At 37.9% G+C, this 13,162-nt stretch carries 11 protein-coding genes; 1 reads left to right on the top strand and 10 read right to left on the bottom strand.

Features of this window, described 5'->3' with window-relative positions; all coding sequences use genetic code 11:
* Nucleotides 1–8 precede the first annotated feature (8 nt).
* From hpt to GJV51_04470, 6 genes are all read right to left on the bottom strand, one after another.
* Complete coding sequence (hpt, locus tag GJV51_04495) at nt 9–548, bottom strand: hypoxanthine phosphoribosyltransferase (GenBank protein ID QGM25262.1); 540 nt, start codon at nt 546–548, stop codon at nt 9–11.
* Nucleotides 549–1,841 (bottom strand): tRNA lysidine(34) synthetase TilS, encoded by a 1,293-nt coding sequence (gene tilS / locus GJV51_04490; GenBank protein QGM25261.1) that lies wholly within the window; start codon nt 1,839–1,841, stop codon nt 549–551.
* A gap of 31 nt (nt 1,842–1,872) precedes the next feature.
* Nucleotides 1,873–2,271 (bottom strand): septum formation initiator family protein, encoded by a 399-nt coding sequence (locus GJV51_04485; GenBank protein QGM25260.1) that lies wholly within the window; start codon nt 2,269–2,271, stop codon nt 1,873–1,875.
* Nucleotides 2,272–2,352: 81 nt separating this feature from the next.
* Nucleotides 2,353–2,634, bottom strand: coding sequence for an RNA-binding S4 domain-containing protein (locus GJV51_04480; protein ID QGM25259.1), 282 nt, complete (start codon nt 2,632–2,634; stop codon nt 2,353–2,355).
* A 28-nt stretch (nt 2,635–2,662) separates the two neighbouring features.
* Nucleotides 2,663–6,190, bottom strand: coding sequence for a transcription-repair coupling factor (mfd, locus tag GJV51_04475; GenBank protein QGM25258.1), 3,528 nt, complete (start codon nt 6,188–6,190; stop codon nt 2,663–2,665).
* The gene (locus tag GJV51_04470; protein QGM25257.1) at nt 6,191–6,757 is read right to left on the bottom strand and encodes an aminoacyl-tRNA hydrolase; all 567 of its coding nucleotides are present in this window, start codon (nt 6,755–6,757) and stop codon (nt 6,191–6,193) included.
* 125 nt (nt 6,758–6,882) lie between these two features.
* Here GJV51_04470 and GJV51_04465 point away from each other — a divergent pair, with 125 nt between their 5' ends.
* Nucleotides 6,883–7,527, top strand: coding sequence for a CBS domain-containing protein (locus tag GJV51_04465; GenBank protein QGM25256.1), 645 nt, complete (start codon nt 6,883–6,885; stop codon nt 7,525–7,527).
* Between the two features lie 70 nt (nt 7,528–7,597).
* On the opposite strand, the gene GJV51_04460 is transcribed toward GJV51_04465, so the two are convergent.
* The 4 genes from GJV51_04460 to uvrA form a co-directional block, all read right to left on the bottom strand.
* A complete protein-coding gene (locus tag GJV51_04460; protein ID QGM25255.1) occupies nt 7,598–8,200 on the bottom strand; it encodes an ATP-dependent Clp protease proteolytic subunit in 603 nt (200 codons plus the stop codon).
* An 86-nt stretch (nt 8,201–8,286) separates the two neighbouring features.
* Nucleotides 8,287–9,231, bottom strand: coding sequence for a DNA-binding protein WhiA (gene whiA / locus GJV51_04455; GenBank protein QGM25254.1), 945 nt, complete (start codon nt 9,229–9,231; stop codon nt 8,287–8,289).
* On the bottom strand, nt 9,232–10,206 hold the full coding sequence (gene yvcK / locus GJV51_04450) for a uridine diphosphate-N-acetylglucosamine-binding protein YvcK (GenBank protein QGM25253.1): 975 nt from the start codon (nt 10,204–10,206) through the stop codon (nt 9,232–9,234).
* Between the two features lie 91 nt (nt 10,207–10,297).
* Nucleotides 10,298–13,156, bottom strand: a complete 2,859-nt coding sequence (uvrA, locus tag GJV51_04445; GenBank protein QGM25252.1) for an excinuclease ABC subunit UvrA — start codon at nt 13,154–13,156, stop codon at nt 10,298–10,300.
* Nucleotides 13,157–13,162 lie beyond the last annotated feature (6 nt).

Genomic DNA, 13,162 nt, shown 5'->3' with positions numbered 1-13,162 from the left:
TTTGAAGTCTATTTAGTGTATACTTCTTTTTTCAAAATACCAACATAAGGTAGATTGCGGTAATGTTCTTCATAGTCAAGACCGTACCCAACCACGAATTCATTACGAACATTGAATCCTGCATAGTCAGCATCTACTTCAACTTTTCGGCCTTCAATCTTATCAAGTAGAGTCGCTACCTTAATTGATTTTGCACCACGTTTTGCAAGTAATTCTTTCAAAAACAGTAATGATTGTCCAGTATCAACAATGTCTTCTAAAATGATAATATCTCGTCCTCGAACATCTGAGCGAACGTCTGTTACGAGCGTTATTTCATCAGAACTCGAGACACCACCATGGTAACTAGAGATTTTTATAAATTCTAGTTCAGCATACAGATCTACTTCGCGCAGTAAATCTGCTGTCCAAAGGTAGGCACCTTTCAAAACTGATAAAAACAAAGGCGTTGAACCCACATAATCTTGGGTTATTTGTTTTCCCAAACGCTCTGCCGCTTTTTGAATACTTTCTTGGTCATACAACACTTCTTGTATATCGTTATCCACTTAGGTTTCCTCAATTTGACATACGAGCCAATATGGCTGTGTATTTTCTTTAACAGCAAAATCCGCATTTATACGCCACTGATTACTACGTAAATGCACTGCAATTACTTCATCATCAGCTGTCGCAAGAACCCACATCATTGTACGTTCTTGCGGCGTCAGTTTCTCATCAATTGCTAAACGTCGTAAATTTTTATGGCCGTTTATGAGAGCAATTTTATCACTCGCTTTTGCTGGACGCAAGCTTAGATATGGTAATGAACGCGTAAGCTGAAACTTAATAAATGATTGGCCATTTATAGGGACACTATCAGTCCACATAAATGTTGTTTTTGCAAAAGAATGCCATTGATTCAATTTTAACATAACTGGCGTCAAAACTTGCGCCATATTTTTTTGTTTTTGTATACTGATTTTTTGATAACTTTTTATAAACTCAAAATTATCCGCTAAAGCAATTTTTCCATTCGGTTTATGGGTATTACTCAATAATCGAACCATTTGCTGTAGTTGATTTTCTTTAATGTTGAATAGTTTATTTTTTTGTAGCCAGTATTTCAATGTTGGTAGTTGCCAAAGTATAGGAATATTCTGCCAGTTTTGAATGTCACTAGCGTATATTTTAGCCTGATGATCAATTAACCGCTGTTGTTGTGCGATTTGTGTAGCCATATTATTAATGTGTCTGACGGCTTGTTGATTAACAGTTGTCAGTTTTGGTAAGACATCGTTACGCAATAAATTTCTCGGCGTATAATCAACGTCAAAGTTCGTTTTATCCTGACGCCATTCCAATTGATTATCCTGTGCATAAGTAATTAGTTCCTGTTTAGTTATCGACAAAAAGGGCCTAATCACTTTATGATTCTTTGTTTGCATGCCTCCCATTTGCTGTAGTTGCCCTCCTCGTATCATCTTAAGAAGGACTGTTTCTGCTTGATCGTCCGCATGATGGGCAACAGCAATTGTGTTCGTGTGATATTTTTGAGCTAAATCCTCAAAAAAATCATAACGAAATTGACGAGCTGCTTTTTCCACCGCATGTTCTGGAATATGTTGCCAGACCTGTTCTTCAAATATAGCACCAGCTTGAGTCGCAAACTGACGAACGAAGACAGCATCATCATCACTTTCTTCACGTAACCTGTAATTCACGTGTGCAATAACAAGGTTTGCCTTAGTTTTTGACAACGCATGCGCTAAAACGACGGAGTCAACGCCACCAGAAACTGCAACAATCACTGTTTCTGGCCATTTATACTGTTGTATAGTTTGTAAAATTTTTTTTGTCATATACGAAAAAGACACCCCTAGGGCGCTTCAATTAATTATTATCGGATGGTAAATTATAAACAAGTTCTCCTTGCTTCGAATAACCATACTTGTCTCGTAGCAATTGTTGCAAATACGTTGCGTCTTTTAAACGTTTTGTATTAGCAGTCAAATCATTATTGGTTTTTTGGACTTTTTCCAAACGACCTTGTGTGTTCGTTAATTCTTGGTTAGCCGCATGCAACTTCACTTGTCCTATCAAGAGCTGCACAACAAAAACCATCGCTATCAATCCGCCAATGAGAAGAATTCTTTTCTCTCTTCGCGCATGTGCTTTGCGATAATATTTGGCCGCTTCCAAGTTAGCACGTTCCGATTTTTTAATTTCACGTGCTATCGCTGGGTTTAACGGTGCAATATTTGATTGTTTTCTTTTAAAATTACCCGCCATAATGAATTCTACCTAATGTAATTTTGTCACGTTCTTTATTATTTTACAATAATATTTAAACTAACTTAAACATTTCGGGTATTATTCATCACCAATTTTACGGAAATCTTGCTGAAATTTCTCACTAATCACTTCGTACATATCAGCAGATTCTTCTTTTTTAGTTGTTTCAACAATTTTACTTACTTTAACTGTCAACGTTTTGTTTCCAAAGCGTATTTCTAATTCATCATTTGTAGACACATCCGATGATGATTTAGCAACTTTACCGTTAATTGATATTCGTCCTTGGTCAGCAATTTCTTTTGCGACCGTCCGACGCTTAATTAACCGCGAAATTTTAAGATATTTATCTAAACGCATATTCTTCTCCTATATTTGATGATAATGTTCAATTGAATGTTTTTGCTGATAATTTGTCAATAATAACTAACAAAAAGTTACGTAAAATATTGAGCCAGATACTACTTTCTGCGACATCATTCACAGTGAAAATCACTTGTAAATTATTCTTTTCTGTTCGCACAGCTGCTTTTAAAGGCACGTCAACCATTGTCTCAAATATGGCCTCACCCGCTAAGCTTGTCGTAGCTGATTCATTAAAAGTTATGATTAATTGTTTCCTTTGACGTCGTATATTCGTAATTTGTGACTGATCAGCTAACTGCTTAATTTGACCTACGAGCAATAAACGAGCTACCTCATCTGGCATTTCACCAAAACGGTCTAGCATATCAGATTCAATATCTTCAAATTCTGCATCTGTTCTAGCCTGCCGGATGCGCGAATATAATTCAATTTTTTGTGCATTATCGCTAACGTACTCATCTGGCAAATAGGCCAGCACACCTAAGATTAATTCTGCATCCGTCTCTGGTTTGGTTGTCGTAACTTGCTTTCCTTGTTTTTGTGCCACAGTATCTTTCAACATTTGAGTATACATGTCATACCCCACTGAATCAATAAATCCGTGTTGTTGCTTACCGAGCAAATCACCGGCACCGCGAATACTTAAATCACGCATAGCGATTCTGAACCCTGAACCCAGTTCCGTGAAATCGCGTATGGCTTCAAGCCTTTTTTCGGCTTCTTCTGAAGGTGTCCGCGTAAACGGATAAGTAAAATATGCATACGCTAAACGTGTCGAACGCCCAACACGACCACGTAATTGATAAAGCTGTGCCAAACCCATGTGGTCAGCATTTTCAATAATTAAAGTATTTGCATTAGGAATATCGACACCTGTTTCAATAATTGTGGTTGTTACTAGAACATCATATTGTCCATTCAAAAAGTCATAGAGAATGCTTTCAAGCTGTGTTTCTGACATTTGCCCATGAATTGCAGCTACCCTTGCCGACGGGATTAACTCTTCTATTTGACTAACAATACGGTCTAGGTCAGCAACACGATTGTGTAGATAAAAAACTTGGCCGTTACGTGCAATTTCTTTTTCAATCGCATCACGAACTATTTTCCAATCCATTGCCAAAACATAAGTTTGAATTGGATATCGATTTGCAGGTGGTGTTTCAATGACAGATAGATCACGGGCACCAACCATGGCCATATTAAGCGTACGTGGAATTGGCGTTGCAGTTAGTGTTAGGACGTCAACACTTGTTCGTAACTGTTTTAGTCTTTCTTTATGCTTAACACCAAATCGCTGCTCCTCATCTATGATCAGTAGACCAAGATCTACAAAGTCCACATCTTTACTCAACAAACGATGCGTACCGACAACTACATCAATTTCGTGATTTTGAAGCTGTTCAATAATGATTTTATTCTGGGCAGGTGTTTGAAACCGACTTAATACACCAATTTTAATTTCTGGAAAATCACTAAATCTAGCCAACATTGTTTCATAATGTTGTTGAACCAAAATTGTAGTTGGCGCTAGAAAAGCAACCTGTTTACCAGCGTGGGCAGCTTTAAAAACAGCACGTAAAGCAACTTCTGTTTTGCCAAAACCAACATCTCCCACAAGTAATCTATCCATTGGTCGTAGCTTTTGCATATCAGATTTAATTTCTTCGATACTACGAATTTGATCAGGTGTTTCTGGATAGCCAAACGAATCATCAAACTTAATTTGATCATAATCATCAGGTGGAAAAGCGTACCCTTGCTGCGCTTCGCGTTTAGCATATAACTCTAATAAATCATCAGCAATATCTTCAATTTTTGCCGCAACTTGCCTTTTTGTTTTAGCCCACTCACTACCACCTAATTTATTCAACTTAGGTTTCTTAGCAACATCAGATGCACCAACATATTTTTGAATTAGATTAAGTTGTGTGACAGGAATAAATATTTTCGCATTTTGCTGATAAGCAACCGTCAAATAATCCTGTTTACCACCATCTGCTTCAATGGTTTGCAAGCCTTCATAGCGGCCAATACCATGATTAATGTGAACAACGTAATCACCCACATTTAACTCATTATAGGATTTCAAACGCTCTGAGTTAGCTATTTTACGGGTTCGCGGTGTAGAACGCTTTGCTTGTGTAAATAGTTCATGTGTAGTTAGTACGGTCAAATGTAATTTTGGCCATTCAAATCCAGCTGATAGCTCACCTGGCATCATTTGTACTTTGTTTGTCACCACATCTCGTGTTTCAGTAATTGGCACTTCTAATTCAGATAAACTGCGTGAGAAATTAGCCCGTCGTTTGGCATCAGGAATTAATAATACCATTGTATTACCAGATTCCTGTGCATATATTAAATCATTTTTCAATGCTTTAATTTGTCCATAATACTGGTTGGCAGGACGCGTTGTCACTTCTTCAATATTGGTAAACTGAATTCGGTTGAGTCCACGCTGAAAATTAGCTAAATAAATCGTCGCATGTTGATTACTTGATAATAAGTCTGCGATTTCAGCTCGAAACGTTTGTTTTGGTAATAACTGATACGATTCAACTTGTTGCTCGATCCATTCCTGATCACGTGTCATCTGCTGCAGTCGTGTTTCCATTAATCGTGTGTATTCATCAATGATGAGTAGCGAATCGACTGGGAAATAGTCAAGTAGGGTTGTCTGGCCATCAAAGAAAAAAGTAGCGTACGGTACTAACCTACTCCCTCTTTCTCGTTCGTTCAGCATATACTGTGTCGAAGCAAATCCATCTGTGGCATGCTTTTTATCAATTCCGCTTAAATTGGTACGGTAATCGCTAAAAGCACTTTCAATCGCTAACTTTGCTTGATCATACTGACGCTCTGATACAATAAAATCTGTCGCCGGATCAATATTGATTTCGTCCAAACTGGTACTACTTTTTTGCGTTGTAACATCGAAACTTTTTAATTGATCCAATTCATCATCAAAAAAATCAAGTCGAATTGGATCATCAGAAGTAATTGGATAAACATCAATAATTGATCCTCGATGTGCGAATTCACCTGGGGTTTGGACCAATTTAGTCGGCGTATACCCCATCATCATTAAAGTGTCTTTAATGACATTCAAATCGTAAGCATCCCCAACTTTAACATGTAAATGCGCTTGTTCCAATGCCTGTTTTTTAGGCACCAAACGTTCTGCCCCTGCCAAACTTGTAACCACAATTATTGGTTTTTCTGTTTTTAAAGCGAGTAATGTTTGTACACGTTGTAGTCGTAATTCAGAGGAACTGATGGCCATTTCTGTAGCAATAGACTCTTCTGCTGGAAAGTTGTAGACTTGATTTTCAAGCAAAGATGACAAATCATCAAAAAATTGATCAGCATGCACTTGCGTGTCAGATATAACCAACATTGGTCGAGGATTTTTACGATATAAGGCAGCAATACTAGCGGCACGAGCAGTTCCATTCACGCCCAAAAGCAACTGTACCGAATTCACAGTTGCCTGTTTGTTAAGTTTTTTAATTGTTAGTGTGTCACTTAAAAAGTCTATTAATGTCATTTATCCATTATATCGATTACTTAGTTCAGGCGCTGTGGCACCCTGAACCCAATCCGTTATTGCTTGCGTACTGCGATCCAACATTGCATCTATATCTGGTTTTTCTGCCGCAGTAAATTTTCCCAAAACATAATTAACAACTACATTCTGTTCATGAGCAGGATGTCCTAGTCCAAATTTCAAACGTAGAAATGACTGAGAACCAGTATGCGTCATGATACTCTTTAAACCATTATGACCACCCGCTGAGCCTTTTGCGCGAAACCGCATTTTCCCAAATGGTAAGTCCATATCATCAACCAGTACTAACACATCATCAATATCTCCATCGTAATAGTCTAAAATGGATCGAACGGCTTTACCAGAATCGTTCATGTATGTTGTTGGCTTAATTAACATAACTGATTCTCCGTCTATGATTGTTTTGGCAACCATAGCAAATTGCTTACTTGGAGAAAATGACATATGATTTGCTATTGCAAAAGCATCCACAGCCATAAAGCCAATGTTATGTCGTGTTTGATCGTATTCTGCACCAATATTTCCAAGTCCAAATATAAATTTCACGTTTCTATTCCTCTTAAAGCATTCTAAAATAATCTAACCTCCAGTATACCACGCACACACTACAATTTTGTGTTATCATATTGTATGGCTATTTAATGATAAAAAAATTAGATTAGGACAGGATAATGTTTCAAAAATCTTTGGTGATCCCTAAATCGGAATTAACAACCGTAACCGAAAATGCAACAATTCAAGAAGTGTATGATATTTTTAATAATCCAGAAAATGCCCATACACGTACCATGCCTATTCTTGACGAATCAGGTAAGCTTTTTCGTGGTAATGTTTATAAACAACACGTTTTTGAACACGTTGCAAAAAATGGAAATATGAACCTACCCGCAACAGCCATTATGCGTAACTCAACAAAATTCATTTACACGAATAGTAAATTTTATGAAGTTTTTTTTGCGATTAGAGATTTACCATTTATTGCTGTCTTAGACGAAAATCATCAGTTTTATGGTATTTTTACCCATGATGCCTTAATGGACTTATTGTCACAGAGTTGGTCAGTTCGTTCCGGTGGTGTTGCCATAGCTATTTCAACACATAACACGCAAGGAGATTTGAACAAAATTTCTAAGATCATCACACGATATTCAAATATCGAATCATTACTTTCCATTCAATCTGAGATTAAGCCCTTAACCGTTCTTTTTACACTTCCCTTGCAAGAGGATAGTAAACAGTTGGACAAACTTATCAAACGCTTAGAAAAGAAAGGTTATCATGTTTCAAGCGTGGAGAATTTAGATCGTTTTAAATAATAAGTAGTATACAAAAACACCGCACCTTGGTAATAAAACCTTGGTATGGTGTTTTTTCATGCACTACGTATTACTTTGTCGCTGGTTTTTCACCTGATTTAGTTAAAATACCATCAATGAAGCCATATTCCAATGTTTCTTCAGCACTCATCCAGTTATCACGTTCAGTATCGCGACCAATTGTCTTCAAATCTTTACCTGAAGCATCAGCTAAGATTTTGTTTAACTTAGCACGTGTCTTTGTCAACTGTTCTGCAATGATTGCCATGTCAGTTTGCTGTGTGCCGCCCGCAGCACCACCCATTGGTTGATGAATGAGGTACTCAGCATTTGGTAACATAAAGCGATGACCTTTTTCACCGGATGCAGCAATGATTGTTCCCATCGATGCTGCTAGCCCCATGACAATAGTTGTCACTGGCGCCTTGATGAAATTCATTGTATCAGTGATTGATAGTCCAGCTGTCACTGATCCGCCTGGTGAATTGATATACATAGAAATTTCTTTTGTTGGATCTTGGGCTTCTAAGAATAACAATTGCGCAACAATCGATGTTGCCATACCATCTTCAATTTCACCCTGTACCAAAATAATACGATCTTTTAACAAACGTGATGGTAAATCATAATTTTCACGTCCATTGGCTGTCTGTTCAATAACTCCTGGCCACATATATTTTACCTCATATCTTAGCGTGGTTAATTTAATAATTAACTTATATATATTTTAGCACATTAGAGATGAGAGTGCTAAAAAAATTATAACTTAGTTAAATCATACTCTATTCCTTGCTCAATCATTGTTGCTAACTGTGTCAATTTGCGCATACGATGATTAACACCTGATTTACTAATATCTAGTACTTCACCTAATTCTGCTAATGTTTCATCAGGATATTCTAATCTCACCTTCGCGATATCACGAAGTTTTTTGGGCAATAAATCTAGACTGCCTAGTGTGTCAATAATTAAATTAATCTGACTAACTTGTTTATTTGCTGCAATTGCTGTTTTTTGCATATTTGCTGTTTCAGCATTGACCAAACGATTAACTGAATTACGCATATCACGCATCATACGAATATCCTCAAACTTGAGCATAGATTGAGTCGCACCAATTGTCTGCAGAAAGTCCACTATCTTTTCTGCACGTTTTAAATAGACAATAAAACCATTACCTCGCTCAGAAATTTTTGATGGTAAATCAAATTCTTGCATCATTGTCATCAATTGCTCAGCCAATTCTTCGTGAGTCGTATAAATTTCTAAATGATAATTAGCTCGTTCTGGTGAATTAACTGATCCAGCAGCCAAAAAAGCACCACGTAAAAAAGAACGTCGTTTGTCAACCTGATTTAGAATACGCGGTGGTACTTCCGGATGCAGGCCAAATGGATCAATACCTAAATCATCCAGCACTTCATCAATCTTAGTTTTTAGTAATACTCCATAAGATTTGTGTTGTGATAAATGATTGTTATCTGTTACGCTGACTTCAACTTCAACTTCAACGTACGTTTCTTTTAAGAGTGTATAAATTCGACGGGCAATGGCGGCGTTTTCAGTTTGTACCCGAATAGTTTGATCAAGACCAAGGGTACTAACCCCATTCATTCTCATTAAAGCTGCTAATTCAGCTTTGGCATTTCCGGCATGAACAATCAAACCTGTCAGTTCTTTTTTTACATCTGCTGCATATGACATTTAGCATTGCTCCAAAATTTTCAATAGTTCTTCAGTGATTTTTTGGCCATCATGAAATGCGCCAGCATCACGTAACTGCAAAAAATCACCTGAAATTTGAGTGGCTCCTTGAACCACAACTGCTTTCTCGTCAAGCTTCACTTGATTAGAAATCTCATTCCATTTTTGAAAGTCCACAAAATCATCAGGAACTTTTTCACTATTTGAAATAACATAGTCAATTGCCTGCATACCAATGTGTGCATTTAAAGCAAGAAGATGTTGCGCATCTGTATACGCATCTGTTTCGCCTTTCTGAGTCATAATGTTGGCAATGTAAACTTGTTTAGCTTTAGTAAGTTGTAATGCCTCTCGGACTTCAGGAACAACCACATTAGGTAAAATTGACGTAAACAGACTTCCTGGGCCGTAGACAATTAAGTCCGCGCTCAAAATTGCTTCAACAACTTCTGGAGCAGCCTTAGGCTCTTCGCCCGGCTCATCACCTGTTACCCAAACATGGTCTATTGTCTGATGTGCACGTGTTATCTCGGCTTCTCCAGCAACTGTGTCACCATTTTTAAATTCAGCATGCAATACCAGAGGCTCGTTAGAAACAGGATAAATATGCCCTTGAACATGCATGAAATTAGCTAAGTATTGCACTGCATCAAAAATGTTACCATGCATTTCAGTCATTGCAGCGATAATTAGATTCCCCACAGCGTGCTTAGCAAAAAAATCATCTTTTGCATCAAAACGATACTGCATCACCTTTAAAAATTCAGCATCCGTATCTGCCATTGCTACGAGGATATTTCTAATATCTCCAGGAGGTACTATATTAATGTAGTTTCGTAGTAGTCCGCTTGATCCACCGTCATCAGCTACTGTCACAATTGCTGATAAATCAACTTCTTGTTTCACAAGTGGCTTAATAATTACAGGCAGACCCGAACCACCACCAATAATGACGATTTTGGGTTTCATATAAATGGTTAACCTTCCGTATACTTACATTCATTTTAACACAACATCCCCAACAAATTGCTAGGTGGTTTTAGCCGTTGGTTGAAAGATTTCTCGTTTAAGCTCGTGACAAATCTCGTTCAATAACTTCTTTCAAATACTTACCAGTATAAGATTCTGCCGTTTTCATAACCTTTTCTGGTGTGCCGGCAACCAATATCTTTCCACCACCAGCACCGCCTTCTGGCCCCATGTCGATTATCCAATCAGCTGATTTAATCACGTCCAAGTTGTGCTCAATCACTACAATAGTATTGCCAGCATCTACTAATCGTTCTAGCACTTCGAGCAAACGAGCAATATCGTCAGTATGTAAACCAGTAGTCGGTTCATCTAGAATATAAATTGTTTTACCATTAGTGCGTCGATGAAGTTCTGATGCTAATTTCATACGTTGGGCTTCACCCCCTGACAAAGTCGTTGCTGATTGTCCGAGTTTTACGTAACCTAGACCTACATCATTAATCGTTTGTAGTTTTTTAGCTATTTTGGGAATAGGCGTGAAAAATTCAAGTGCCTCTGAAGCAGTCATATCTAAGACCTGTGATATATTTTTGCCTTTATATGTAACTTCCAACGTCTCTGAATTATAGCGAGTACCACCACAAACTTCACAAGCAACATACACATCAGGCAAAAAATTCATTTCTATTTTGATCACACCATCGCCACGACAATTCTCACAACGACCACCTTTTGTATTAAATGAAAAACGTCCTTTATTGTAACCACGCATTTTAGCCTCATTTGTTTGTGAAAACAAATCACGAATATCATCGAACACACCTGTATAAGTCGCAGGATTAGAACGTGGTGTACGTCCAATCGGTGATTGATCAATATCAACTATTTGCTCTATATTGTCAATACCTTCGATTGATCGATACGCACCTGGCTTTTCAGAGTTGTTATTTAGTTTTTGCTTCAAAGCTCGCTTCAACACTGTATTGACTAAGGTTGATTTGCCAGAACCTGAAACACCAGTTACTGCGACAAACTTTCCTAAAGGTATTTTTGCTGTAATGTTTTTTAAGTTATTCTCTTTGGCACCTTTCACAGTAATCCAGTTGCCACTGCCTTTTCGGCGCTTGGCAGGAATTACAATAAATTTTTCCCCAGATAAATATTGTCCTGTTAATGAGCCTTTATTAGCTTCAACTTCAGCTGGCGTACCACTGGCCACAATAGTACCACCCAAAGCACCAGCACCAGGGCCGACATCTATCAAATAATCCGCCGCACGCATTGTATCTTCATCATGCTCGACAACAACTAAGGTGTTCCCTAAGTCACGCATACGATGCATTGACTCTAGCAACATATCATTATCTCGCTGGTGCAACCCAATAGAAGGTTCATCTAAAACATAAAGAACTCCTGATAAATTAGACCCGATTTGAGTAGCCAGACGAATTCGCTGAGATTCGCCGCCAGAAAGTGTTCGTGCTGAACGAGAAAGTGTTAAATACTTTAGACCAACACTTTGTAAGAAGCCAAGACGATCCTTAATTTCCTTGATAATAGGCGAGGCAATCTCCCTATCTTGTTGCCCCAAGGATACACTATTAAAAAATGCCAATTCTTGGTCAACTGGCAACTCTGATACCTCACCAATGTGTTTGCCATTAATTTTGACTGAAAGTGCTGCCTTGTTCAGGCGATAGCCGCCACAGGCTTTACACTTTAATTCTGTCATATAGTGAGTCATCTGCTCGCGTGTGAAATCTGAATTTGTTTCTGTGAAACGACGAGAAATATTATTCATTACCCCCTCAAAAGAAATATCAACATCACGAACCCCGCCAAAATCATTTTTATAATGAAAGTGAAACTCCTTTTCATCAGAACCATCCAAGATTAAATCTTGTTGTTTCTTAGGAAGTTTATTAAATGGTGTGTCCATGTCAATATCAAATTGCTCAGCAAATTGACGCAACATTTCTGGATAATAGTTAGATGATATTGGATTCCATGGCAGAATAGCGCCCCCATTCAAAGTTTTCGTGTCATCAGGAATTACCAAATCAATATCCACTTCGCGCGTAACACCCAATCCCTGACAAAACTCACAAGCGCCTAATGGTGCATTGAAACTGAATAAGCGTGGTTCTAATCGCCCTGCACGAAAATCCTTCAACTCTCCAAGATAATGATCAGAAAACTTCAGCGGTGCAATTGTTTTTTCATCATCACGGGTTACCACGTCGAGTTCAACTTGACCGTCATTCAAACGAATAGCTGCTTCAATCGAGTCAAATAAGCGCGACCTAGAATTACCACGTAAAACAATTCGATCGATCATAACGTCAATGTCATGAGACCTGTTCTTATTAAGATTCAATTGCTGTGAATCAATCTCAATAATATCGCCATCTACACGAGCGCGGATATACCCCTGTTTGCGCATATGATCAAATGCTGTTTCATGTGAACCTCGTTTTCCTTTAATAATTGGCGCAAACACTTGTAATCTTGTACCCTCAGGTAGGTTATTTAATGTATATTCAACCATTTGGTCGATTGTATACATAATTTTTGTACCATCTTCTGGATCATCTGGTCTCCCAACACGTGCGTATAATAAGCGGAAGTAATCATTGATTTCGGTCACCGTACCGACGGTTGAGCGTGGATTATTAGATGTTGTTTTTTGATCGATAGAAATAGCAGGTGATAAACCATCGATAGAATCGACATCTGGTTTATCCATTTGTCCTAAAAATTGGCGTGCATAAGAACTTAAACTTTCCACATAGCGTCTTTGTCCCTCTGCATATAGGGTATCAAAAGCTAATGACGATTTACCTGATCCAGATAAACCAGTAACGACTGTGAGTTGATTTTTAGGAATATTTACATCAATATTTTTTAAATTATGGGCGCGAGCACCGCGTATTTCGATATGATTTTTTGCCATTATTTT

This window comes from Leuconostoc mesenteroides subsp. mesenteroides, from assembly GCA_009676745.1.
Classification (GTDB): Bacteria; Bacillota; Bacilli; order Lactobacillales; family Lactobacillaceae; genus Leuconostoc; species Leuconostoc koreense.
This window is presented reverse-complemented; position numbering and strand designations above follow the sequence as displayed.